The organism is Pantoea sp. y20 (assembly GCF_054903455.1).
In genome coordinates, this window is the sequence record NZ_CM142816.1 from 697622 (window position 1) to 721457 (window position 23836).

The 23836-nt window shown below is 57.5% G+C and carries 21 protein-coding genes; 9 read left to right on the forward strand and 12 right to left on the reverse strand.

The annotated features are described in order from the left end of the window. Positions 1 to 158: 158 nt before the first annotated feature. Complete coding sequence (gene deoR, locus ACYAC5_RS03155) at positions 159 to 929, reverse strand: DNA-binding transcriptional repressor DeoR (protein ID WP_101762370.1); 771 nt, start codon at positions 927 to 929, stop codon at positions 159 to 161. A gap of 360 nt (positions 930 to 1289) precedes the next feature. Between deoR and rbsK the strand changes: the two genes are divergently transcribed. The 5 genes from rbsK to ACYAC5_RS03180 all read left to right on the forward strand — a co-directional run bounded on the left by rbsK (position 1290) and on the right by ACYAC5_RS03180 (position 5516). After that, positions 1290 to 2207 (forward strand): ribokinase, encoded by a 918-nt coding sequence (rbsK, locus tag ACYAC5_RS03160; RefSeq protein ID WP_462062391.1) that lies wholly within the window; start codon positions 1290 to 1292, stop codon positions 2205 to 2207. A 9-nt stretch (positions 2208 to 2216) separates the two neighbouring features. Then, positions 2217 to 3542, forward strand: a complete 1326-nt coding sequence (fucP, locus tag ACYAC5_RS03165) for an L-fucose:H+ symporter permease (protein WP_101762178.1) — start codon at positions 2217 to 2219, stop codon at positions 3540 to 3542. Then, entirely contained in the window at positions 3539 to 4552 is a 1014-nt protein-coding gene (locus tag ACYAC5_RS03170; RefSeq protein ID WP_309836001.1) for an aldose 1-epimerase family protein, read from the forward strand. Before fucP ends, ACYAC5_RS03170 begins: the two co-directional genes overlap by 4 nt. A 198-nt stretch (positions 4553 to 4750) precedes the next feature. After that, the gene (locus ACYAC5_RS03175) at positions 4751 to 5137 is read left to right on the forward strand and encodes a polymorphic toxin type 44 domain-containing protein (RefSeq protein ID WP_192412430.1); all 387 of its coding nucleotides are present in this window, start codon (positions 4751 to 4753) and stop codon (positions 5135 to 5137) included. After that, a complete protein-coding gene (locus tag ACYAC5_RS03180) occupies positions 5115 to 5516 on the forward strand; it encodes a hypothetical protein (RefSeq protein ID WP_277974498.1) in 402 nt (133 codons plus the stop codon). The genes ACYAC5_RS03175 and ACYAC5_RS03180 overlap by 23 nt, the downstream gene beginning before the upstream one ends. Before the next feature lie 85 nt (positions 5517 to 5601). Here ACYAC5_RS03180 and urtE read toward each other — a convergent pair whose 3' ends face one another. The 8 genes from urtE to atzF all read right to left on the reverse strand — a co-directional run bounded on the left by urtE (position 5602) and on the right by atzF (position 17334). After that, positions 5602 to 6300, reverse strand: a complete 699-nt coding sequence (gene urtE / locus ACYAC5_RS03185) for an urea ABC transporter ATP-binding subunit UrtE (protein ID WP_277974499.1) — start codon at positions 6298 to 6300, stop codon at positions 5602 to 5604. 1 nt (position 6301) lies between these two features. Continuing rightward, positions 6302 to 7093 carry an urea ABC transporter ATP-binding protein UrtD gene (urtD, locus tag ACYAC5_RS03190; protein WP_462062392.1) on the reverse strand — a complete coding sequence of 264 codons (792 nt, stop codon included), beginning with the start codon at positions 7091 to 7093 and terminating at the stop codon, positions 6302 to 6304. Further along, entirely contained in the window at positions 7086 to 8162 is a 1077-nt protein-coding gene (urtC, locus tag ACYAC5_RS03195; protein ID WP_462062394.1) for an urea ABC transporter permease subunit UrtC, read from the reverse strand. Before urtC ends, urtD begins: the two co-directional genes overlap by 8 nt. Further along, positions 8162 to 9727 carry an urea ABC transporter permease subunit UrtB gene (gene urtB, locus ACYAC5_RS03200; protein WP_277974502.1) on the reverse strand — a complete coding sequence of 522 codons (1566 nt, stop codon included), beginning with the start codon at positions 9725 to 9727 and terminating at the stop codon, positions 8162 to 8164. The genes urtC and urtB overlap by 1 nt, the downstream gene beginning before the upstream one ends. Positions 9728 to 9912: 185 nt before the next feature. Next, a complete protein-coding gene (gene urtA / locus ACYAC5_RS03205) occupies positions 9913 to 11181 on the reverse strand; it encodes an urea ABC transporter substrate-binding protein (protein ID WP_110867492.1) in 1269 nt (422 codons plus the stop codon). 28 nt (positions 11182 to 11209) lie between these two features. Further along, positions 11210 to 11908, reverse strand: coding sequence for a GntR family transcriptional regulator (locus ACYAC5_RS03210; protein WP_192412422.1), 699 nt, complete (start codon positions 11906 to 11908; stop codon positions 11210 to 11212). Positions 11909 to 11917: 9 nt separating this feature from the next. Beyond that, positions 11918 to 15535, reverse strand: a complete 3618-nt coding sequence (gene uca, locus ACYAC5_RS03215; protein ID WP_309835995.1) for an urea carboxylase — start codon at positions 15533 to 15535, stop codon at positions 11918 to 11920. 2 nt (positions 15536 to 15537) lie between these two features. Further along, positions 15538 to 17334 carry an allophanate hydrolase gene (gene atzF / locus ACYAC5_RS03220; RefSeq protein WP_309835992.1) on the reverse strand — a complete coding sequence of 599 codons (1797 nt, stop codon included), beginning with the start codon at positions 17332 to 17334 and terminating at the stop codon, positions 15538 to 15540. 258 nt (positions 17335 to 17592) lie between these two features. Between atzF and sltY the strand changes: the two genes are divergently transcribed. Both sltY and trpR read left to right on the forward strand, forming a co-directional pair. Next, positions 17593 to 19512, forward strand: coding sequence for a murein transglycosylase (gene sltY, locus ACYAC5_RS03225; protein ID WP_110867496.1), 1920 nt, complete (start codon positions 17593 to 17595; stop codon positions 19510 to 19512). Between the two features lie 44 nt (positions 19513 to 19556). Next, entirely contained in the window at positions 19557 to 19880 is a 324-nt protein-coding gene (gene trpR / locus ACYAC5_RS03230) for a trp operon repressor (protein WP_101762165.1), read from the forward strand. On the opposite strand, the gene yjjX is transcribed toward trpR, so the two are convergent. Continuing rightward, on the reverse strand, positions 19877 to 20398 hold the full coding sequence (gene yjjX / locus ACYAC5_RS03235) for an inosine/xanthosine triphosphatase (RefSeq protein ID WP_217549141.1): 522 nt from the start codon (positions 20396 to 20398) through the stop codon (positions 19877 to 19879). The two genes, trpR and yjjX, sit on opposite strands and share 4 nt — an antisense overlap. A 51-nt stretch (positions 20399 to 20449) precedes the next feature. On the opposite strand from yjjX, the gene gpmB reads away from it, so the two are divergent. Continuing rightward, positions 20450 to 21097 carry a 2,3-diphosphoglycerate-dependent phosphoglycerate mutase GpmB gene (gpmB, locus tag ACYAC5_RS03240; RefSeq protein WP_101762163.1) on the forward strand — a complete coding sequence of 216 codons (648 nt, stop codon included), beginning with the start codon at positions 20450 to 20452 and terminating at the stop codon, positions 21095 to 21097. A 40-nt stretch (positions 21098 to 21137) separates the two neighbouring features. Here gpmB and robA read toward each other — a convergent pair whose 3' ends face one another. Beyond that, positions 21138 to 22016, reverse strand: coding sequence for an MDR efflux pump AcrAB transcriptional activator RobA (gene robA / locus ACYAC5_RS03245; RefSeq protein ID WP_101762162.1), 879 nt, complete (start codon positions 22014 to 22016; stop codon positions 21138 to 21140). Positions 22017 to 22210: 194 nt separating this feature from the next. Between robA and creA the strand changes: the two genes are divergently transcribed. Next, entirely contained in the window at positions 22211 to 22684 is a 474-nt protein-coding gene (creA, locus tag ACYAC5_RS03250) for a protein CreA (RefSeq protein WP_101762161.1), read from the forward strand. 46 nt (positions 22685 to 22730) lie between these two features. Here creA and arcA read toward each other — a convergent pair whose 3' ends face one another. Next, positions 22731 to 23447 carry a two-component system response regulator ArcA gene (arcA, locus tag ACYAC5_RS03255; protein ID WP_137385127.1) on the reverse strand — a complete coding sequence of 239 codons (717 nt, stop codon included), beginning with the start codon at positions 23445 to 23447 and terminating at the stop codon, positions 22731 to 22733. Positions 23448 to 23836 lie beyond the last annotated feature (389 nt).

Sequence of the window (23836 nt, forward strand, 5' to 3'; positions counted from 1 at the left end):
TACCCGTCATACTTCGCGCTGCAGGTGCGTTGGCTGCGTGTGTCCACCCCAGTCACATACTAATGTATGCGCCTGGGGATGAACCCACTTGCCGCCTTCCTGCAACACGAAGTATTTAGGGTCTGGTTTTGTTTCCCGGTAATAGAAACAGAGGAATTCTAAGCTTTAGGCAATCGCAGCGGAATATTCTGTTGTGCCAGCCAGCTCTTCAGCGCCGGTTCGGGTGCGCTATCGCTGACCAGCAAATCAAAACGGCGCAATTCACCGATACGCGCGGGCAGCACTTTGCCAAATTTACTGCTGTCCGCCACCAGCACGCGCTGACGTGCGCGCAGCATCGCGTGGTGCTTCATCGCCAGCTCGTTAATGTTGTAGCAGGTGGCGCCCTGTTCCTGATCGATACCTGCCGCCGAAATAAAGGCCAGCGTCGGGCAGAGATCGTCGAGGATCGAGTGCGCGCCAATCGGCGTGAACAGCGCGTTATCGGCGTGGAACTCACCGCCGCTCAGGATCACGTTGCAGGCCGGTTTCTCTTTCAACGCCAGGAAAGTGTTCATCGCGCAGCAGATGGCGGTGAACGGCAAGGTGTCAGGAATCGCATCTACGATGTACGGCAGCGTGGTGCCGCAATCAAAAAATACCGTGTCATTTTCACTGATCAGATCCGCAGCAGCCTGCGCCAGGCGCTGTTTGCGTGCGGCGTTCTGACCGTGCTGATCGGAGATGAAATAGTGTCCGGCGTGGCTTTTCGGATCGCTGACGATATAGCCGCCCAGCAGCACCACGGTTGAAGCCGGTTCGGTGAGATCGCGGCGAATGGTCATTTCCGACACGCCGAGCAGCTGCGCCGCGTCTTTCAGGTGCAGTTTATCGGTGCGTTTCAGCGCCTGAGCCAACTTGTGAATACGTTCGTCGCGCCGGGTTTCCATGATCATCTCTGCGTAATTAATCCTGAAGTCGAAGTGGCCTGGTCAAAAATCACGATAAATCTCACATATTTTAATGATTTGCGACGTATCCAGCAGGCCAGTTTTCAATCTTACCTGTAATGAGATCGGCCCGCAAACCTCATGCAATGCCGCCAACGTGTTGCTCTCAAGCCGCTTCGCTCTGATTCTCAATGTTGTTCCATTGTTAGAATAATAACATTCATTTCTACCAATTAATGGCTGTTTATCGGCTTTTTATCAGGATGTCGAGGTGTGAAATTTATCACACAATTAACTTTATTAACCTGATATTGTTATTTTAATAACATTATAAAGCTAAAAATTCACCGGGAGAAAACAATGGATATTGCGGTTATTGGGTCAAATATGGTGGACCTCATTACCTATACCAATCAGCTGCCTAAAGCGGGCGAAACGCTGGAAGCACCCGATTTTGCCATCGGCTGCGGGGGTAAAGGTGCCAATCAGGCTGTGGCAGCGGCGAAGATGGGCGGCAGCGTGATGATGGTGAGTAAAGTCGGCGACGATCTGTTCGCGCCGAATACCGTGGCCAATCTGCAGCAGCAAGGCGTTGATACCCGCTTCGTCACCACCGCGCCAGGCACCTCCAGCGGCGTGGCACCGATCTTCGTCGACGATCAGTCGCAGAACCGCATTCTGATTATCAAAGGTGCCAACCAGCAGTTGAAGCCAGCCGATATCGATGCCGCCGCCGAAGCACTGAAAAGCTGCCAGTTGATCATCCTGCAGCTGGAGATCCCGCTGGAGACTGTTTATTACGCCATTGATTTTGCCCGTCAGCATGACATCAAAGTGATCCTCAATCCGGCACCGGCGGTGGCGGATCTCAATATCGACTACGCCTGCAAATGCGACTTTTTCATGCCGAATGAAACCGAGTTGGAGATCCTCACCGGCATGCCGGTCACCACGGATGAAGAGGTGAAGCTGGCGGGGCAATCGCTGCTCAAACGCGGGCTGAAAAATCTGATCATCACGCTGGGCGGGCGCGGTTCGCTGTGGATGTCTGGCGACAGCGTGCATCAGGTTGCCCCCACCGCGGTAAAAGCGGTGGATACCAGCGGCGCGGGCGATGCCTTTATCGGCTGCTTCGCCCACGAGTTGGTGAAAAGCGGCGATATCCCGGCCGCGATGGCGCAAGCCTCGGCTTATGCCGCCTGCAGCGTGACCGGTCGCGGCACGCAGCGCTCCTATCCCGACGCGGAAACCTTCCAGCGTTTTCTCAACGTTCACTGAGGTCGAGTTATGCAACCGAACATTGTTCAGCAATCTGATGGCTATCTGAATAAAACGCCGCTGTTCCAGTTCATTTTGCTCTCGTGCCTGTTCCCGTTGTGGGGCTGTGCGGCGAGTCTGAACGACATCCTGATCACCCAGTTCAAAAGCGTGTTCGCGTTAAGCGATTTCGCCAGCGCGCTGGTGCAGAGCGCGTTCTACGGCGGCTACTTCCTGATCGCTATTCCGGCCTCGCTGGTGATCCGCAAAGCCACCTATAAACTGGCGATTTTATTGGGCCTGGCGCTGTATATTGTGGGCTGCGTGCTGTTCTATCCTGCGTCGCACATGGCAACCTACACCATGTTCCTGGCAGCGATTTTCGCCATCGCTATCGGTTTGAGCTTCCTCGAAACCGCCGCCAACACCTACAGCTCGATGATTGGTCATCGCGATCACGCCACGCTGCGCCTGAATATCAGCCAGACTTTCTATCCGGTGGGCGCACTGATGGGCATCGTGCTGGGCAAATATCTGGTGTTTCAGGAGGGCGACAGTCTGGAAAGTCAGCTGGCCGGCATGAATGCGGAACAGGCGCATGCGTTCCGTCTCACCATGCTGGAGCACACGCTGGAACCCTACAAATATCTGGTGATGGTTTTGGTGGTAGTGATGCTGCTGTTTCTGTTCACCCGCTATCCGCGCTGCAAACCGGAAAGCAGTGAAAAATCGTTGCCGTCGCTCGGCGAAACTTTCCGCTATCTGGCGGCGAATCGTCACTTCAAACGCGGGATTCTGGCGCAGTTCTTGTATGTCGGCATGCAGGTGGCGGTGTGGTCGTTCACCATTCGTCTGGCGCTGACGCTCGGCGCGGTCAATGAGCGCCATGCCTCTAACTTTATGATTTACAGCTTCATCGGCTTCTTTATCGGTAAATTTATCGCCAACGTCCTGATGACGCGCTTCCGTGCGGAAAAAGTGTTGATTGCCTACTCGCTGCTGGGTGTTCTGGCGTTGGCGTATGTGATGTTTGTGCCGAACTTTACCGCCGTGTATGCCGCCATCCTGGTCAGTGCGCTGTTTGGTCCGTGCTGGGCGACGATCTACGCTGGAACGCTGGCTACCGTCGATAACAAATACACCGAAGTGGCGGGCGCGTTTATCGTGATGTCGATTGTCGGTGCTGCCTTTATTCCTGCGATTCAGGGCTTCGTCTCCGATCATCTGGGCTCGATGCAGCTGGCGTTCGGCGTTTCGCTGCTGTGCTTCGCCTGGGTGGGTTACTTCTTCTGGGGCGAGCTGCGTCATAAAAAACAGGCAGAAGCAGCCGGTCGTTTAGTTGAGGAGATGCCATGAAAACCCGTTTACCGTTACGTCGTGAGCAGTTTCATGAAACGCCAGCCACGCTGCTGCGCAACGAGACGTTCCACGTCGAGCTGTTTCGCTATCCCGCAGGTGTGGAAGCGGTGTGCATCAGCAATCCACGCGGCACGGTGATCGTACTGCCGTTTTACGGTCAGATGGTGTGGGACGCTAACTTTGACGGCCATTCGCTGACCATGAGCCACAGCTTTAAGCAGCCGCTGCCTGGCAGTTCGATCATTGATACCTACGGCTGTTTCGCTTTCCACTCCGGGCTGCTGGCCAACGGCTGTCCGGCAGAGGATGACGATCATCCGCTGCATGGCGAAATGGCCTGCGCGCGCATGGACAGCGCATGGATCGTGCTGGAGGACGATCGCCTGTCGCTGGAGGGCGAAACCGAATATGTGAAGGGCTTTGGCCATCACTATCTTGCCGCACCGGCGGTGCGCCTTGAGGCCAATGCTGCGCGCCTGCACATTGAGATGAACGTCACTAACCTGGCAGGCGCTCCGATGCCGCTGCAGTATATGTGTCATCTGAACAGCGCCTGGCTGGATCAAGGGCGTTTCCAGCAGTCGATCCCGACCGGTGCGTTCCAGCTGCGCAGCTCGATCCCGGCGCACGTCAAGCCTACCCCACAGTGGCGCGCATATACCGATCAACTGGCGCGCGATCCGCAGGCGTTTCAGCAGCTGGATCAGCCGCAGATGTGCGATCCGGAGATCGTGTTTTTCGCCGACGATCTCCAGCAGTACGGCGATGAGATGCAGTTCGAGCTGCACTCACCGCAAGGGTTTGCCCTGATGACGCGCTTTTCCAGCCAGCAATTCCCGCACGCCACGCGCTGGATGCTGCATAACCGCGATCAGCAGGTCGCCGCCTATGTGCTGCCGTCAACCTGCCGCCCGGAGGGTTTCAAAGCCGCACAGCGCGCTGGCACGCTGATTGAGCTGGCCCCCGGCGAACAGCGCCATTTCAGCGTTGAGACCGGGATTTTGTAATCAATGGCGGTCTTAGGATCGCCATTTTAAAATCAATATCAACAGCGGATGTTGATATTAAAAATCATTTAAAAAATATCAAATATACCCCTATCTCCCCTCGGTTAATTGCAATGACCTAATGATTTAGATCAAATTATTAAATAAGAGGATGTGCATTATAGTAATTTGATTTAAATTTACGTTCAGGGAAGGGTTATGGCATCTGTACCGATAGGACCTGGTGCATTAATTATTCAGAATAATATGCGTGAAGCCAGATGTAATGGTATGTCGAGAGGTATGGCGACACCGGCAACCTATTACTGGTTTTATCAAAAAGTACGCAATCGCGGCCCTTGGGATTACAAACAATTCGACTTCAATTGGGCTGCTTTTGGAAACTTCAATTTTGGCGCTTCAGGCAGAGCGGCTGGCATACCCGATGACATTTTGCTGATGGGCGCGGGATTTGCTCAAACACTCGCTGGCACATCAAAACCTCGCTGGGGAAAGTGGTATGATGTTCCTCCCTATGGAGATGATCCCACAGATCAACGCAATATACGCGAGGGAATTGAGTATGCTAAACAGCACGGTTATTAAGCGATTTCATTTGATACTGACTCTTCTTTTGCTGATTATTATTGGTTTTTTAGTCATCGGTAATGAAAGCTCACGCGATAATGATGTGTTGAAGCGTAGTCAAAAAATCAATCAATCTTCCTGGCTATATATGACTGAATACAGTGCTGGCGGTGCCACTGTTCCTGTTATTTATCGATATTATTTAACCAGTGAGATTACCGGCAACGAAAAACAAGTTTTAAATAAACTTAAAACGTTGGAACCTCTCATTGAAGGTGTAGGAAGCATCCGCTCAATTAACATATCAGCTAATGGGCATATCACCTTTGGATGGAGTGGAAAAATAGTGTCAGTGAGCAGTAAAGTTGGCACGGCAGATTTTGAATTTGAAAATTAATTAAAATATTTAAAATGCTCGAAACGACGTGCCTCCTGCTTGTAGACGCGGCCGTTAAGCCGCTCTTTTGAATTATCAAGCTCAACTAAATCGCTACTAATCCGCGTACGCCGTCGGCTTCCATGGCGGATCCGGCGCCGCGCTGCACGATCTCGCCGCGCGACATCACTAGATAGCTGTCGGCCAGTTCGGCGGCGAAATCATAAAACTGCTCAACGAGCAGGATCGCCATATCGCCGCGCTGCGCCAGCTGGCGGATCACCGCCCCGATCTCCTTGATCACCGACGGCTGGATCCCTTCGGTTGGCTCATCGAGGATCAACAGCTTTGGTGAACAGGCGAGGGCGCGGCCAATCGCTAATTGCTGCTGTTGTCCGCCCGACAGGTCGCCGCCGCGGCGCGCTTTCATCTCACGCAGCACCGGAAACAGTTGATAGATCTCCTCCGGCACCGCTTTGGCCTGTGCGCCAGAAAAACGCGCCAGCCCCATCAGCAGATTCTCTTCCACCGTCAGACGCGGGAAGATTTCGCGCCCCTGCGGCACATAAGCGATACCGGCCTGCACGCGCTGATGCGGCTTGCGGCTGTTGATCACATTATCCTGCCAGCGAATTTCGCCGGATTTAGCCGGAATCAGCCCCATCAAACATTTCAGTAACGTGGTTTTACCCACGCCGTTACGTCCCAGCATGCAGGTAATTTCACCCGGCTTCGCTTCAAACGACAGGCCGCGCAGAATGTGGCTGCCGCCGTAATATTGATTCAGTTCCGCGACTTGCAGCATGTTAACGCCCCAGATAAACGTCGATAACCCGATCGTCCGCCTGCACTTCGCGTAACGATCCCTCGGCCAAAACCTGGCCCTGATGCAGCACGGTGACGTGATCGGCAATGGTTTCAACAAAGCCCATGTCGTGCTCGACCACCATCAGCGAATGCTTGCCGGCGAGGCTGCGAAACAGCTCGGCGGTGTATTCGGTTTCGGCATCGGTCATGCCGGCTGCCGGTTCATCCAGCAGCAGCAGATGCGGGTCCTGTACCAGCAGCATGCCGATTTCCAGAAACTGCTTTTGACCGTGCGACAGCAAACCGGCTTTGCGCTGACGCTCGCCGCCCAATCGCAACAGTTTTAGCACCTCATCAATGCGATCCTGCTGCTCGCTGTTCAACCGCGCGCGCAGGCTGGCCCACACTGATTTGTCGTTTTTCAGCGCGATTTCCAGATTCTCAAACACCGTCAGCGCTTCGAATACCGTGGGTTTCTGGAACTTGCGCCCAATACCGGCGCGCGCGATCTCCACCGGCGACATTTTGCTGAGATCGGTATTTTGGTCGTAGATCACCTGGCCATTATCCGGCCGGGTTTTACCGGTGATCACATCCATCAGCGTGGTTTTTCCCGCGCCGTTGGGGCCGATCACGCAGCGCAGTTCGCCCACGCCGATCTTCAGTGAGAGATCGGTGAGCGCACGAAAGCCGTCGAACGACACGTTGATCTTCTCCAGCTGCAATACCGGATCGCTTTGTTCACGATAGCGATCCGAGGGATGAGGTTGGGTAAACAGGTGTTCAGTCATCACGCCTCCGGCGCAGCAGGCCAATCACGCCACGCGGCAGGAACAGCGTGACCAGGATAAACATCAGGCCAAGGAAAAACAGCCAATATTCCGGGAAGGCGACGGTGAACCAGCTTTTGGCTCCGTTAACGATGGCCGCGCCAAGCAGCGGACCAATCAGCGTGCCGCGTCCGCCCAGCGCCACCCATATCGCCGCTTCAATCGAGTTGGTTGGCGACATTTCGCTGGGGTTGATAATGCCAACCTGCGGCACGTAGAGCGCGCCCGCCAGCCCGCACAGCACCGCCGACAGCGTCCAGACAAACAGCTTGAAGCCTTTGGGATCGTAACCGACGAACATCAGGCGGTTCTCCGCATCGCGCACCGCGGTCAACACGCGGCCAAACTTGCTGCGTGCCAGCGCGAAGCCAATGCCGAGGCTGACCAGCAGCAGCAGCACCGTGGCGACAAACAGCCCAATACGTGTGCCGGTAGCGGTGACGTTAAAGCCGAGCAATGTGGTGAAGCCGGTAAAGCCGTTATTACCGCCGAAGCCGGTTTCGTTGCGGAAAAACAGCAGCATGCCAGCGTAGGTCAGCGCCTGCGTCATGATTGAGAAGTAAACGCCTTTGATTTTCGAGCGGAAGGCGAAGAAGCCAAACACCAGCGCCAGTAAACCCGGCACCAGCATGATCAGGCACAGCGCCCAGACAAAATGTTGCGTGCCCGCCCAAAACCACGGCAGCTCACTCCATGAAAGAAAAGACATGAACGCGGGCAGGCCGTCGCCGGAGGCCTGGCGCATCAAATACATGCCCATCGCATAGCCGCCAAGCGCGAAGAACAGGCCGTGACCGAGCGACAGCAGCCCGGCGTAACCCCACACTAAATCGAGCGCCACCGCGACCACTGCGTAACAGAGAATCTTGCCGACCAGCGTTAGCGTGTAGGTGGAGATCGCCAGCGGATGGGTGGCGGGCAGCAGGGCGCAGAACGGCAGCGCCAGCAGCAGCACAGCGATCACCACGCCGAGGCTGAGCGTCAGGCGTGGCGCTTTGCGCGCAATAGTTAACGTCATTGGCTGGCTCATCAGTCAATCACCCTCCCTTTGAAGGCAAACAGGCCCTGCGGACGTTTCTGGATAAACAGCACGATCAGCACGAGGATGAGGATTTTTCCCAGCACCGCGCCAATCTGCGGCTCCAGCACTTTGTTAAGAATGCCAAGACCAAAGGCCGCGACCACGGTGCCCGCCAGTTGGCCGACGCCACCCAGCACCACCACGAGGAAGGAGTCGATGATGTAGCCCTGACCGAGCTCCGGCCCGACGTTGCCGAGCTGTGACAGCGCCACGCCGCCGAGTCCGGCGATGCCAGAACCGAGGCCAAACGCCAGCATATCGATGCGTCCGGTCGGCACGCCGCAGCAGTCAGCCATTGCGCGGTTCTGCGTCACGGCGCGCACGCTCAGGCCGAGACGGGTTTTATTCAGCAGCAGCCAGGTGAGGCCCAGCACGGCAAACACGAACAGGATCACCGCGATACGGTTGTACGGCAGCACCAGATTCGGTAACAGCTGCAGCCCGCCGGAGAGCCAGCCTGGGTTAGCCACTTCCAGGTTCTGCGCGCCAAACAGCATGCGCACCAGCTGAATCAGCATCAGGCTGATACCCCAGGTGGCGAGCAGCGTTTCCAGCGGACGTCCGTACAGATGGCGGATGATGGTGCGCTCCAGCAGCATGCCCATGCAGGCGGTGACCAGAAAGGCCACCGGCAGCGCCAGCAGCGGATACCAGGCCAGCCACTGCGGTGCGAACTGCTGGAACAGGCTTTGTACAAACCAGGTGGCGTAGGCACCCAGCATCAGCATTTCGCCGTGCGCCATGTTGATTACGCCCAGCAGGCCGTAGGTGATCGCCAGACCGAGCGCGGCCAGCAGCAGAATCGAACCGAGCGACAGGCCGGTAAACGCCTGACCGAGCAGATCGCCCCACATCAGGCGCTGTTTAATCTGCTTCAGGCTGGCGGCGGCGGCATCACGCACGCTGGCATCGGGTTCATTGCTGGCCTGGGTTAAGCGCGTGAGGCTGGCCTGCATGTTGGGATCGCTGGATTCGCCGAGCAGTTTGACAGCCTTAAGGCGCAGCGCCGCATCCGGGCTGGCGAGTTGCAGGTTGGCCGCTGCCATCAGCAGTACGTCGTGCACTTTCGCGTCTTTTTCCAGCGTCAGACGCTGCTCAATCAGCGGCAGCATATCGGCGACGCCATCATTTTGCAGTTGTTGTGCGGCACGTAAACGGATCGCGGCATCATCGCTCACCAGCTGATGGGCGGCGAGGGCGCTGGCGATCAATACGCGCAGGCGGTTGTTCATGAACAGCTTTTTGGTGTCGCCGTCGGGCTGTTGCGCGCTGTCGAGCGGCTGCAACGCTTCGCCTTGTTTGCTGAACGGCTGCTGTTTTTGGTCGATGACCACGGTTTCATTGCGCAGCGCCTGCAGCAGCGGCAAGCGACTGGCCTGCGGTGCGGCGGCCCACTGCTGGAGCAGCGTGGCTTGTTGCGCGCGGCTGGCGGCCGCGAAGTCTGCGCCATCGCCCGCCTGGGCGAGCCAGGGCAGCAGTAACAGCAGACAGCAGAGATAACGGCGGATTGTCATGGTTCTGGCCCTGATGGTGAGAAGTTGTTTTGGTTTGGATTGGTGTGGCTGTCCCCCTCCTCGGTCCTCCCCCATAAATGGGGGAGGAAGACGTTGCCCAATGCCAGCAATGAACATGCATGTGGCAGCGTCTCCTTCCCCCATTTATGGGGGAAGGCCGGGATGGGGGACAGCCAGCACAACCCCTACTGCGTTGATTTCACCGGATGGTCCGGCTTCTTATCGTTACCCGCGATGTACGGGCTCCACGGCTGGGCGCGTACCGGTTGCTCGGTCTGCCACACCACGTTGAACTGACCGTTCTCTTCCACTTCACCAATCATCACTGGCTTATGCAGGTGATGGTTGGTTTTATCCATGGTCAGGGTGAAACCGTCCGGGGCTTTAAAGGTCTGTCCCGCCATCGCCGCGCGCACTTTATCCACATCGGTGGTGCCCGCTTTCTCTACCGCCTGCGCCCACATGTGCAGGCCAACGTAGGTCGCTTCCATCGGGTCATTCGTCACCACGGTGTTGGCGTTCGGCAGGTTGTGCGCCTTAGCGTAGGCGCGGTAATCCGCGACGAACTTCTGGTTAGTTGGGTTATCCACCGACTCGAAGTAGTTCCACGCCGCTAGCTGACCGACCAGCGGTTTGGTATCAATGCCGCGCAACTCTTCCTCGCCGACGGAGAAGGCGATCACCGGGATATCCGTGGCTTTGATGCCCTGATTGGCCAGTTCTTTGTAGAACGGCACGTTGGAGTCGCCGTTGATGGTGGAGATCACCGCGGTTTTGCCACCGGCAGAGAACTTCTTAATGTTGGAGACGATGGTCTGATAATCGCTGTAACCAAACGGCGTATAGACCTCTTCGATGTCTTTATCCTGTACCCCTTTGGTGTGCAGGAAGGCGCGCAGAATCTTGTTGGTGGTGCGCGGATAGACGTAGTCGGTGCCCAGCAGGAAGAAGCGTTTCGCGCTGCCGCCATCTTCACTCATCAGGTATTCCACCGCCGGAATCGCCTGTTGGTTCGGCGCGGCGCCGGTGTAGAACACGTTCGGCGACATCTCTTCGCCTTCGTACTGCACCGGATAGAACAGCAGGCCGTTCAGCTCCTCAAACACCGGTAGCACCGATTTACGCGATACCGAAGTCCAGCAGCCAAACACCGCCGCCACTTTGTCTTGGGTCAGCAGCTGGCGCGCTTTCTCAGCGAAAAGCGGCCAGTTGGAGGCCGGATCGACCACCACCGGTTCCAGCTTTTTGCCCAGCACGCCGCCTTTGGCGTTGATCTCATCGATAGTCATCAGCGCCACATCCTTCAGCGGCGTTTCGGAGATCGCCATGGTGCCGGAGAGCGAGGACATAATGCCCACCTTGATGGTGTCAGCAGCCTGCGCCGCAAAGGCAAAGCCCATGCTGGCCACAGAGGCAGAGAGCGCGAAAGCCTTGAGCAACGAACGTCTTTTCATCAGTAAAACCCTCACGATGTTTGTATTGTTATTCAATGGGTTGAAGTCGAGCCTGCTGTAACATATGCAATGTGATCTTTCTGACCTCTGCCTTACTGACGGCGATGTGGTCGGTTAAAATGCGCTGCGCCTCCTCGGTTTGTTGCTGGAAAATCGCCCGTAAAATCTGAGCGTGCTCGCGGTATGTCGCCTCCATTCGGTCGTCTCGGGTAAAATCGAGACGGCGAATGATGCGGATTTTTTCGGTCAGTTCGGCGTGGATGCGCGCCATCTCCTGATTGCCAGCGGCGGCCACCAGCGCCATGTGAAAGGCTTCATCCTGCGCCGAAACCGCTTTGCCATCCGCCAGAGGCGGTGCATCCATCCAGAAGCTTTTCAGCGCGGTGAGCATGTCGATGCACTGCGGTGCGGGCAGTGCGCACAAGCGGCGCACCGCTTCGCACTCCAGCACGGTGCGAAAGTCGTACAGCTCTTCGAAATATTCAAAGTCAAACGGCTTCACCTGCCAGCCGCTGCGGAACCACACTTCGACGTAGCCCTCGCGCTCCAGCCAGAACAGCGCCTGACGCACCGGCGTGCGGCTCACTTCCAGCCGATCGGCGATTTCGTTTTCGCTGAAGCGATCGCCCGGCATCAGTCGGAACTCAAAAATGTCCTGTTTCAGCGCCTGATAAACCTTTTCGGCCAGTGCTTCCGGACGACCTTTGCTACGAGGGCTCGTGTTCATGCCAGCTCCTTATTCCAGCCACAGCAGGGCATCGCCCGGACTCACCGGACGTCCTGCCTGGCAGGCAATGCGTTTCACCGTGCCGGCCTGCGGCGCGACAATCGCCAGTTCCATTTTCATCGCTTCCACGATGATCAGCGTTTGACCGGCTTCCACCGCGTCGCCCGGCTGCACCAGCACTTTCCAGATGTTGCCGTTCATATCGGCGCACACCGCCAGCGCATCGTCGTCGGCTTCGGCCACCACCAGCGTCTCCTCGCTGGTGAGCGGCGCGTTCTGCTCTTCCTGCGCCCACAGCGTCACTTCCTGTTCGAAGGCGGCGGACTGACGCTGGCGGAAATCACTGATCGATGCGGCATTTTCCGCCAGGAATTGATGATGGGCGGCGAAGTCGAAGACCGTTTCTTCGATGCGCACCGTGGCGCGGCCTTCGCGGAAGTCATCGCGCAGCTGCGTCAGTTCGTTTTCCGTTACCGGATAAAAGCGCACCTGATCGAAGAAGTGCAGCAGCCACGGCTCGTCGGCCGCAAACTGTTCATTTTTGAGGAACTTGTTCCAGATTGGCAGCGTGCGGCCCACCAGCTGATAACCGCCGGGTGAATCCATGCCGTAGATGCACATGTACATGCCGCCAATGCCAACCGTGCCTTCGGCGGTAAAGGTGCGCGCCGGGCTGTATTTGGAGCTCAGCAGGCGATGGCGTGGATCGATCGGTACCGCGCACGGCGCGCCGAGATAGACATCGCCAAGGCCGAGAATCAGGTAGCTGGCATCAAAAAGGGTGTCGCGCACCGCTTCGCGGCTCGGCAGGCCATTAATACGCTGGATAAAATCGACGTTATTTGGCAGCCACGGCGCGCTGGCACGCACGGTTTCCTGATAACGTTCGACCGCGCCGAGCGTGGCGCTATCTTCGAAGGCCATCGGCATCCAGACAATGCGCGACGGCACTTTCAGCTGGCTGACATCGCCGAGCCCGGCTTCCAGTTCCAGCAGCAGCTGCATCAGCTGTTTCTGGCTGAGAATCAGGCTGTCGTAGCGTACCTGCAGAGAGCGCACGCCCGGCGACAGCTCTTCCACGCCCGGCACCGCGCGTTCACGTAGCGCATTCATCAGCAGATGCACGCGCAGACGCAGCGCCAGATCCAGCACGTTATCGCCGTACTCAATCAGCACATATTTGTCGCCCGCCTGGCGATAAACCGCCGCTGGCGTGGTTGCCGTGGCGGGGAGCGCCGCCAGCAAGGTGGCGGAACCGATAGCGCTGGCTGCTAAAGAGGGCACCGCAAAGGCCGGCGCGTGGCTGCTGCGCAGCGTGGCCACGCTGTGCGCCTGGGCTTTTTCCAGCGCCACCGCTTCGTCGGCGCTGATTGGGTGGAAGCGAATTTTATCGCCCGGTTTCACCTGGCCGACTTTCCACAGTTCGGCTTTGGCGATGGTCACCGGGCAGACGAAGCCGCCGAGGCTAGGGCCGTCGTGCGTCAGGATCACCGGGAAGTCGCCGGTGAAGTTCACCGCGCCGATGGCGTATTCGCAGTCATGCACGTTGGACGGATGCAGGCCGGCTTCGCCGCCGTTGGCGCGCGTCCATGTCGGTTTCGGGCCAACCAAACGCACGCCGAGGCGGTTGGAGTTGTAGTGCACCTGCCAGTCGCTGGCAAAGAACTCATCAATCGCCGCCTGAGTGAAGAAATCCGGTGCGCCATGCGGTCCATACAATACGCCGATGCGCCATTCAGTGCCGTAGTGCGGCACCAGCGCATGATCGAGCGCCTGCGGTGCGCTGACCGGCGCGGGCGTGGTGCAGGCAGCGAGCTGCGGCTGAGAAATTGGCAGCATGTCGGCGACGCGCAGAGTGCGTCCGGCGTGGCCGCCAAACTGGCCGAGTGAGAAGGTGGATCGGCTGCCGAGATATTCCGGCACATCGAACCCGTTGCGTACCGCTAAGTAGGTGCGGCAGCCGCTCTGCGCGCGGCCCAGCGTCAGGGTTTGTCCCGCTATGACGCTGACGGGCTGCCAGTAGGCGATGTTTTCGCCATCGACGTCGGCTGGGCAATCAGCGCCGGTCAGGGCGATAACGGCATCGCTGTGGAAGCGCAGCGTGGGGCCTTGCAGCGTGAATTCCAGTCCGGCGGCGCTGTCGTGGTTGCCAACAATGCGGTTGGCGAGGCGGAAGGCGAAATCGTCCATTGGGCCGGACGGTGGCACGCCGATATCCCAATAACCGAGGCGGCCAGGGAAATCCTGAATGCTGCTGAAGGTGCCGGGTTGCAGCACTTCAATCACGCTGGCGGCTGGTGTGAAGCTATCGAGGAAGCGCGTCCACACGTTGCCGCTGCGGAAGGCGTCGGTGGCGACGATCTGGCGCAGATAATCGAGATTGCTGGCGATGCCGTGCAGCTGCGTGGCGTCGAGCGCCTGCTGCATCTTCGCCAGCGCCGCTGCGCGCGTGTCGGCATGCACGATCAGTTTGGCGACCATCGGATCGTAAAACGCCGAGACTTCGGTGCCGGTAGCGATCCAGCCATCAACGCGCACGTCATCCGGGAAACTGACGTGGGTCAGCACGCCGGGGCTGGGCTGGAAGTTTTTCAGCGGATCTTCGGCGTAGATACGCACTTCAATCGATGCGCCAGCGGGCGCTTGCTGCAGGCGCGCCCAGTCGAGGGCATCGCCAGCGGCGACTTTCAGCATGCACTCAACCAGATCGAGGCCGGTGACGCATTCGGTGACAGGATGTTCAACCTGCAGGCGGGTGTTTACTTCGAGGAAGTAGAAGGCATCTTGTTCGGCGTCGTAGATGTATTCCACCGTACCGGCGCTGCGATAATTCACCAGCTCGCCAAGGCGTACTGCAGAAGAGAGCAGCGCTTCACGCGTTGCCTGCGGCAGATTGGGGGCAGGCGTCTCTTCCACCACTTTCTGGTTGCGGCGCTGCAGCGAACAGTCGCGTTCGCCGAGCGCGATCACTTTGCCGCTGCCGTCGCCAAAAATCTGCACTTCAACGTGGCGCGCGCGATCGATGCAGCGTTCTAAAAACACGCCCGCATCGCTGAAGAACTGCTCGCCAAGGCGGCGCACGCTCTCCCACGCATTGCGCAGCGCATCGGCGTCGGCGCAGCGCGTCAGGCCAATGCCGCCACCGCCTGCCGTGCTTTTCAGCATCACCGGATAGCCGATGGTGTCGGCGGCGCTTAAAGCTTCTTCCAGCGAACTCAGCAGCGGCGTGCCCGGCGTCATCGGCACGCCTGCGCTGGCGGCGAGCTCACGCGCGCGGTGTTTCAGGCCAAACTCGCCAATCTGCTGCGCGGTGGGGCCGACAAAGGCGATGCCGGCTTTTTCACAGGCATCGGCAAACGGCAGGCTTTCTGACAGGAAACCGTAGCCCGGCCAAATGGCTTGCGCGCCGGTTTCCTGCGCGGCGGCGAGGATTTTATCGATGCGTAAATAGCTGTCGCTGGCTTTGTCGCCGCCGAGGGCGATGGCGACGTCTGCTTCTTTGACGTGGCGCGCGTTGCGGTCAGCATCGGAATAGACGGCGACGCTTTTCACGCCGAGGCGTTTTAAGGTGCGAATGGCGCGGCAGGCGATTTCGCCACGGTTAGCAATCAGAACGGTGCTGAACATGCTTATTTACTCCCCAGAGAGGCCAGCCAGTTGCGCCAGCCGCCAAATTCGGTAATTTCCAGCGCCTGCGACAGCACCGCCGGTTCACAGATAAAGCCTTTTACGATGCGTCCGTCGGCCAGCGTCAGCGAGCCAATGCCGAGCGGGGCCGGGATTTCCGCCACGAACTCGCCAAAGCGCGCCAGCGGGATATCCCACAGTTCCACGGTGATCGCCGCACCGCTCTCGCCACGCAGCAGGCCCGGCTTCTTAATCGGGCCATCGAGCAGGGCGAACAGACGGTAATGGCTGGCGGTTTGCGTCTCCTCGACCAGCACCGCCTGGCGCGTGGTGAGCTGGAAGTTGAGCGGCATGCCGGTGAGATGCGCACCCACCACCGCCACGCGGACGTGATCGGTTGAAATCGGCAGCGCGTATGATTGTGCGGGCGCTGCTTTGCCAGTGGCACCGAGCGGCAGCGCCATCTGCTGCTGCCAGCGCAGGCCAAAACCAGCCAGTGCGCGATCGTGCCACGCAGGTGCAATCAGCGTGATGCCGGCGGGCAATCCATCGGCGCGGAACGGCGCAGGCAGCGCCAGCGCGCTGAGATCGGCCAGGTTGGTGAAATTGGTGTAGGTGCCGAACTGCGAGTTGTAGTGCACCGGCTCCTGCTGCATTTCGTCCAGCGTATGGATGGTTGGCGAGGTGGGCACCAACAGCGCATCGAACTGCGCCAGCGTTTGCTGAATCTGGCGCGTCAGTTCGGCGCGTAGGTATTCCGCCTGATAGGCTTCCACCGCCGTGTATTTCAGGCCGCTGCTGACGATGCCGTACACCACCGGATCCATCTCTTCCGGGCGATGGATCATCTCGCCCACCGCCACGGTGCGCTCGGCAACCCACGGACCGTAATAGAGCTGCTCGGCGAGTTGATGGAACAGAGAAAAATCGATTGGATGCAGTGTGGCGCCGCCGGCCTGCAATTGCTCCAGCGCCGCCAGCCAGGCCGCTTCGGCTTGCTTGTCGCCGAAGAATTCAGGCGTGGCGGGAATGGCGAAATCGGGCTGCGCTTTGAAGCTGGCTGGCGCGGTGTGCGGATTGCTGCGCGAATAGGCATCGCCCGCGTCATAGCCGCCCGCTGCGGTAGCCACCGCGAAGGCATCTTCGACGGTTAACGCGAAAACGGAAATGGTGTCATTGAGGCGGCAAGCGGGCACCACGCCGCTGGCAGAGAACCAACCTTTGGTCGGCTTGAGGCCGACAATGTTGTTAAAACCGGCGGGCACGCGGCCCGAACCGGCGGTGTCGGTGCCGAGCGAGAAGCCCACCAGACCGCGCGCCAGCACCGACGCAGAACCGGAGCTGGAGCCGCCGCTGACGTAATCAGGATTGAAGGTGTTGCTCACCGCACCAAACGGCGAACGCGTGCCGACTAAGCCGGTGGCGTATTGGTCGAGGTTGGTTTTGCCAATCACCACCGCGCCTGCTGCTTTGAGCTGCGCGACAACAAAGGCATCGGCTTCGGCGGTGTAGGTGAAGGCCGGGCAGGCGGCGCTGGTCGGCCAGCCGGCGACATCAATATTATCTTTTACCGCAAACGGCACGCCAAACAGCGGCAGCGCCGCCGGGTTGCGCTGATAGCTCGCCAGCAGCGGTTCAATCTGTGCCTGCAGTTGCGCGGGCGTGGCAAGATAGAGCCACGCGTTATCCTGCGCGTCGATGGCGTCGAGATGAGCCGCCAGCAAGGCGGTAATCTGTTGTGGATCCTGTTGGTAACTGCGTTGCCAATCCTGGAGCGTAAAGCCAAAGGTCAATGCCATGTGTGAATTCCAACTGGTATACAAGATGGAATTCAACAGAGCAAAGCGCGTGCCATTTTTGTAAGCCGATGAAACCGCGTAGTTAATTGATGTGTAATACGTTTTTCTGATGATAAATTGCACAACGGCGGCGCAAACGCTGCGCAACGGCGGTGCGCGAGCGTAAATTTTGTGAAGAACATGGCAAGAGACGGTTGGCCTGGTTAGCATGAAGGAAGTCTGGCATGAGCTGGATCGCAGCACTGAGAGGAGAGCGTAATGGAGAAGTGGCGTTACTGGATGCTAGGGATCTGTCTGGTCAGCACGGCCAGCAGCGTATGGGCCGATTCGCTGGATCAGCAGCGACAGCGCTATGCGCAAATCAAGCAAGCCTGGGATAACAAACAGATGGACCAGGTGACGCAGCTGATGCCGACGCTGCAGGATTATCCGCTCTACCCGTATCTGCAATATCGCCTGCTGGCGCAGGATCTCGATCAAGAGACGCCGCTGGCGGTGAAGAACTTTATTCAACAGTATCCTACGCTGCCACCGGCACGCTCGCTCTCAACGCGCTTTGTGAATGTGCTGGCGAACCGTCAGGATTGGCAGGGCGTACTCAGCTTCAGCCCGGATGAACCGAAACCGGTGCAGGCGCGCTGTAACTGGTACTACGCTAAGTGGGCGACCGGCCAGCAGCAGGCGGCGTTTGCCGGTGCGAAAGAGATTTGGCTGCGCGGCACCGCGTTGCCGAACGACTGCGACAAGCTGTTTTCGGTATGGCAAGCCAGCGGGCAACTCTCGCCGATCACCATTCTCGAGCGTATTCGTCTGGCGATGAAAGCCGGTAACGACAGCCTGGTGAATTACCTGGCGAAAATGCTGCCGGCGGATTATCAAACCACCGCCAGCGCGCTGATTGCGCTGCAGCAGAATCCGCAAACCGTCACCACCTTTGCCAGCAGCATGGGACCCACCGATTTCACCCGCATGGCGACCAGCTACGCCTTCGCCCGCGTGGCGCGTGAGGATATGGATAACGCGCGCATGATGATCCCGCAGCTGGTGCAGGCGCAGAAGATGAGCCAGGCCGATGAGCAGGACCTGAAAGAGACCGTGGTGTGGCGCATGATGGGCGCGGATCTCACCAGCGAGCAGGCGCGCTGGCGTGATGCGGTGGTGATGAACAGCGAATCTACCGCGCTGGTGGAGCGCCGCGTACGCCTGGCGCTGAGCCAGAACGATCGTCGTGGTCTCAATACCTGGATCGCGCGTTTGCCTGTGGAAGCCAAAGAGAAAGATGAGTGGCAATACTGGCAGGCGGATTTGCTGATTTCGCAGGGCCGCAAAGAGGAAGCCAACGATATTCTGCGGAAGCTGATGCAGGCGCGCGGCTTCTATCCGATGGTCGCGGCGCAGCGTTTGGGCGTGGAGTATCCGTTGCAGGTCGACAAGGCTCCGGCAGCCGACAGCAGCGTGACGCAAGGTGCGGAAATGGCGCGCGTGCGTGAACTGATGTATTGGGGGCTGGATAACCTGGCACGCAGCGAGTGGGCCAATCTGATCTCCAGCAAAACCCGTTCGCAGCAGCAGATGCTGGCGCGTTACGCTAACGAGCAGGATTGGTGGGATCTCAGCGTGCAGGCCACCATCACCGCGAAAATGTGGGATAGCCTGAAAGAGCGCTTCCCGCTGGCGTGGCAAAACCTTTACCAGCAATACACCAGCGACAAAGGCATTCCGCAGAGTTATGCGATGGCGATTTCACGCCAGGAGAGCGCGTGGAATCCGAAAGCGCGTTCACCGGTGGGCGCCAGCGGATTGATGCAGGTGATGCCCGCTACGGCGACGCATACCGTGAAGATGTATAACATTCCCGGCTATGTGAACAGCAGCCAGCTGCTGGATCCGCAGACCAATATTCAGATCGGTACGCAGTATCTGGAGTATGTCTATCAGCAGTTTGGTCAGAACCGCATCTTCTCTTCGGCCGCCTATAATGCCGGTCCGGGACGCGTGCGCAGCTGGCAGAAAACCAGCGGCGGTAATCTGGATGCGGTGGCGTTTATCGAAACCATCCCGTTCTCCGAAACGCGTGGCTACGTGAAAAACGTGCTGGCCTACGATGCCTATTACCGTTACTTCATGGGCAAACCGGACAAGATTCTCGCCGACAGTGAGTGGAATCGCCAGTATTGACTGTGCTATGCTTCCGTACTCGTTAATGAGTACGGAAGCCCTTCATGAGCCAACCCCTTTCTTCCCAGCCGGAATCGGCTCAGCCTGTTGAAGATAACTGGCTGCGATTTATCGAACTGATGCAAAATGCCTTTGCCGATGGCGTGGCGCTGCCGTTATTACAACTGATGATGACGCCGGATGAACGTGAATCCTACGGGACGCGTTTGCGCATTATTGAAGAGCTGATGAACGGCGATATGAGCCAGCGTGAACTGAAGAATGAGTTGGGCGTCGGCATCGCCACCATCACGCGCGGGTCTAATAGTCTCAAAGAGGCGCCGCCAGAGCTGAAACGCTGGCTGGAAGCGCGTCTTGGCCGCGGTTAACGCTGGCTGTAGAGCGGATGGGTGAACGGACACAGCGCCAGAATCAACGCCTGATGGTAGACGCTGGAGCGGCTAAGCAGGCCGTGGGTGAGGGCACCAATCGCGCCACCTTTGTGTTTGATATTCTCCACACCGGTTAAGCGTGCCATCTCATCACCCAGTTCATGCCCGGCGGCTAAGCCTGCCACGACAATCGGCGGCAGCGTAAAGCTGGCCGAACGTGATTCTCCGCGCTGCTGCGCGTTTTCAACCACCATCCACGCAAAGGCGCAATCGCCTTCAATGCCCGCTTCGATCGCCACCCAATAATCGGCCCGTGGACGCGTTTGACGCGCGTTCTCTACCCGCTGACGTGCGCCAGTTCGCGTTTCAACATCACTAAGTGGCTGGGCTGCGACGCCGCTCTCGACCTCAACCCCTTCGATGTGGCAGGATCCTTCGCCGAAAACGTCGTTGAACGCCTGAGCAATCGCGCGAATTTTTGCCGGGTTGATGGTGGCTGCGACAACATGGTACATAATTGTTTGAACCCTCGAGGCAAATTTGTCGCAGTATAACGGAAATTAAGCATGCTACAGGTCTATCTTGTTCGTCACGGTGAAACGGTATGGAATGCGGCTCGGCGCATTCAGGGGCAGTCTGACAGCCCGTTAACGGAAAAAGGTGAGCAGCAGGCTCAGCAAGTGGGCGAGCGAGTGAAATCGCTGGGCATTACCCATGTGATTGCCAGCGATTTGGGACGGACGCGGCGTACGGCAGAGATTATCGCCGATGCGTGTGGCTGCACCGTGACGCTCGATGCGCGTCTGCGCGAGCTCAATATGGGCTGCCTGGAACAACGTCCACTCGATGGCTTAACCGAAGAAGAGGAACACTGGCGGAAAACGCTGGTGGATGGCACCACTGCTGGACGTATTCCGGGTGGCGAATCGATGGCGGAGATGGCGACGCGTATGCACGAAGCGCTGAATGCACTGCTGGAGTTGCCTGCCGGCAGCCGTCCGCTGATTGTCAGCCACGGGATGGCGCTGGGCGTGTTGGTCAGTACCATTCTCGGTTTGCCTGCGCATGCGGAACGTCGTTTGCGTTTGCGGAATTGCTCGATCTCGCGCGTGGATCATCAGCAGAGCGCGTGGCTGGCGGCCGGTTGGGTGGTTGAGACGGCGGGAGATGTGTCGCATCTGGATGCGCCAGCGTTAGACGAGCTTCAACGCTAAGCCAAAATAAAAATGCCGTCGCGATGACGGCATTTTTTTATTAGTTATTCTGTTGGCGAATCGGAATCAGGTATTCGCAGCGGATTTCCGTTGGCGGCTCGCTACGCTTTTTACCCCCGTGCGTGTAGAAACGCTCGATGTCCTGTCCCTGACGACGCACTAATCCCAGCGTTGGCATACAAGTGCCGTACAGCAGCAGGATAAATTCACCCAGCGCGCTGCGCGCACCGTTGTAGGTGAACTGCACGTAATCACCGGCTTCCACAATCACGCTCTGATTCGACTGCATGCTTTTTGCCAGCTGATCGGCAGGCACCGCAGTGGTGTAGAGAATCTCCTGCTCATCATCTTTTTCATGGCTGGCGCGCACCTGATGCAAGCCATACAGCACCGGCGGCACCGTGTCGGTTTCCAGCAGGAACTGCTTCCAGAAATGCAGGCGCATCTCATCGCGATAGCTGGAAATCTGCTCCAGCGTACAGGAGTAACTCTGCGTCTGGCCGACCAGCACCGTTTCAGGCAGCGTGACAAACTGCGCTTCCGGCATGCTGTTATCGTCGAGACGAATTGGCGGGCGAATGCCAAACGAGTTCCACTCCGATGAGCGACGATACCAGGCCGGCGTTTGGTTGAATTGCTTTTTAAACGCACGGGTAAAGGTCTGCTGCGAATCGAAGCGATATTGTAACGCGATGTCGAGGATGGGGCGGCTGGTCAGGCGAAGCGCCACCGCGGCTTTCGACAGCCTACGCGCGCGAATGTACGCACCAATCGCGTGGCTGGTTACTTCCTTGAACATCCGCTGTAGATGCCACTTGGAGTAGCCTGCTTTCTGCGCAACGTTATCTAATGAAAGCGGTTGATCCAGATGGCTCTCCAGCCAGACAAGCAAATCGCGAATGATACCGGCTTGGTCCATAAAACATCCTCATAACTCTCTGGTGGCGCAACTATGAAGTCGTCGAATAATAGCACGAAATGCACAAAAGCGTGGGGGCGGTTTGCTAATCGAGTGTGCTAAGTCAATGTGGGTTAAAACCCTTTTAGGTTTGGTTCTCTGTTCGATTGACGGTACATTACATTCTCATCTATTCGATTGGCAATGGTAACTCAATGACAATAGCTCGTATTCTTATAATCACGTTGGCAACATATGTATTCAGTGCTGGCGTTCAGGCCGAAGAGATCGGCTCAGTTGACACGGTATTCAAGATATTTGGCCCCGATCATAAGATCGTGGTAGAAGCCTTCGATGACCCCGACGTAAAAAATGTAACCTGTTATATCAGCCGGGCAAAAACCGGCGGTATCAAAGGGGGACTAGGTTTGGCGGAAGACACGTCCGACGCGGCCATCTCCTGTCAACAGGTGGGACCGGTAGAGCTTAGCGAGAAAATCGCACAAGGCAAGGCGCAAGGTGAAGTGGTGTTCAAAAAACGCACATCATTGGTGTTTAAGAAGCTGCAGGTGGTGCGCTTCTTTGACCAGAAACGTCATGCGCTGGTGTACCTGAGCTATTCCGACAAGGTGGTGGATGGATCGCCGAAGAATGCGCTGAGCGCCGTGCCGATTATGCCGTGGCATTGATGCAGGCATAAAAAAACGCCCTGACGGGCGTTTTTTCTTTCAATTTTTAATCCTGCAGTTCGCCGCAGAAGCGGTAACCTTCGCCGTGAATGGTGGCGATGATTTCTGGCGTGTCTGGCGTGGATTCGAAATGCTTACGAATACGGCGGATGGTGACATCCACGGTACGGTCATGCGGCTTCAGCTCGCGGCCGGTCATCTTCTTCAGCAAGTCACCACGCGTCTGGATTTTGCCTGGGTTCTCACAGAAGTGCAGCATGGCGCGGAATTCACTGCGCGGCAGCTTGTACTGGTCGCCGTTTGGACTGATCAGTGAGCGGCTGTTGATATCCAGCTCCCAACCGTTGAAGCGATAGCTTTCAACGGTACGGCGTTCTTCACTTGGCATCGCCAGATTCATGGTGCGCGACAGCAAATTGCGTGCACGAATCGTCAACTCACGCGGGTTGAACGGTTTGGTGATGTAATCATCGGCACCGATTTCCAGACCGAGGATTTTATCCACTTCATTATCACGGCCGGTAAGGAACATCAGCGCGACGTTTGCTTGCTCACGCAATTCGCGCGCCAACAGCAAACCGTTTTTACCTGGCAGGTTGATATCCATAATCACCAGATTGACGTCATTGTCCGTCAAAACCTGATGCATCTCGGCGCCGTCGGTGGCTTCATAGACCACGTAACCTTCTGCCTCAAAGATACTTTTGAGGGTGTTACGCGTGACCAGTTCGTCTTCAACGATAAGAATGTGCGGGGTCTGCATGTTTCGCTACCTAAAATTTGCCAACAAATCGAAAACAGGGCGTACGTCGGTTACGCTAATGTGCTGCAACCGGTATACGAAATAATCTTCGGAATACACCATCCATCTACGTCAACTTCAGTGTTAGCTCAGCCAGTCAGGATGGATATTTGCACGCCCCGAGGATCTCGGACAGGCGCTCATCCTAACCGTATTAACAGCAACCTAACAGCACCAACAACAACCGATAAGCATAAAAACAACGCTTCGTTGACTTATATCAAATGCAAGTGTAGCACGTTAACACTTTTATGAAAAACTTCTCCAGGATTGCTAGTTTAGCTCACAAAATGCAGCATTTTTGCTACATTTCGTCCTTATAAAACCAAAACTAAAACACACAGGAAATT

Excerpts from the sequence above, each read along its gene's own strand:
- arcA (WP_137385127.1), bottom strand. The coding sequence starts at position 23,447 with ATGCAGACCCCGCACATTCTTATCGTTGAAGACGAACTGGTCACGCGT.
- yjjX (WP_217549141.1), bottom strand. The coding sequence starts at position 20,398 with ATGTACCATGTTGTCGCAGCCACCATCAACCCGGCAAAAATTCGCGCG.
- gpmB (WP_101762163.1), top strand. The coding sequence starts at position 20,450 with ATGCTACAGGTCTATCTTGTTCGTCACGGTGAAACGGTATGGAATGCG.
- ACYAC5_RS03175 (WP_192412430.1), top strand. The coding sequence starts at position 4,751 with ATGGCATCTGTACCGATAGGACCTGGTGCATTAATTATTCAGAATAAT.
- urtC (WP_462062394.1), bottom strand. The coding sequence starts at position 8,162 with ATGAGCCAGCCAATGACGTTAACTATTGCGCGCAAAGCGCCACGCCTG.
- ACYAC5_RS03180 (WP_277974498.1), top strand. The coding sequence starts at position 5,115 with ATGCTAAACAGCACGGTTATTAAGCGATTTCATTTGATACTGACTCTT.
- urtB (WP_277974502.1), bottom strand. The coding sequence starts at position 9,727 with ATGACAATCCGCCGTTATCTCTGCTGTCTGCTGTTACTGCTGCCCTGG.
- sltY (WP_110867496.1), top strand. The coding sequence starts at position 17,593 with ATGGAGAAGTGGCGTTACTGGATGCTAGGGATCTGTCTGGTCAGCACG.
- urtD (WP_462062392.1), bottom strand. The coding sequence starts at position 7,093 with ATGACTGAACACCTGTTTACCCAACCTCATCCCTCGGATCGCTATCGT.
- atzF (WP_309835992.1), bottom strand. The coding sequence starts at position 17,334 with ATGGCATTGACCTTTGGCTTTACGCTCCAGGATTGGCAACGCAGTTAC.
- deoR (WP_101762370.1), bottom strand. The coding sequence starts at position 929 with ATGGAAACCCGGCGCGACGAACGTATTCACAAGTTGGCTCAGGCGCTG.
- ACYAC5_RS03210 (WP_192412422.1), bottom strand. The coding sequence starts at position 11,908 with ATGAACACGAGCCCTCGTAGCAAAGGTCGTCCGGAAGCACTGGCCGAA.
- uca (WP_309835995.1), bottom strand. The coding sequence starts at position 15,535 with ATGTTCAGCACCGTTCTGATTGCTAACCGTGGCGAAATCGCCTGCCGC.
- urtE (WP_277974499.1), bottom strand. The coding sequence starts at position 6,300 with ATGCTGCAAGTCGCGGAACTGAATCAATATTACGGCGGCAGCCACATT.
- creA (WP_101762161.1), top strand. The coding sequence starts at position 22,211 with ATGACAATAGCTCGTATTCTTATAATCACGTTGGCAACATATGTATTC.
- ACYAC5_RS03170 (WP_309836001.1), top strand. The coding sequence starts at position 3,539 with ATGAAAACCCGTTTACCGTTACGTCGTGAGCAGTTTCATGAAACGCCA.
- fucP (WP_101762178.1), top strand. The coding sequence starts at position 2,217 with ATGCAACCGAACATTGTTCAGCAATCTGATGGCTATCTGAATAAAACG.
- rbsK (WP_462062391.1), top strand. The coding sequence starts at position 1,290 with ATGGATATTGCGGTTATTGGGTCAAATATGGTGGACCTCATTACCTAT.
- urtA (WP_110867492.1), bottom strand. The coding sequence starts at position 11,181 with ATGAAAAGACGTTCGTTGCTCAAGGCTTTCGCGCTCTCTGCCTCTGTG.
- trpR (WP_101762165.1), top strand. The coding sequence starts at position 19,557 with ATGAGCCAACCCCTTTCTTCCCAGCCGGAATCGGCTCAGCCTGTTGAA.
- robA (WP_101762162.1), bottom strand. The coding sequence starts at position 22,016 with ATGGACCAAGCCGGTATCATTCGCGATTTGCTTGTCTGGCTGGAGAGC.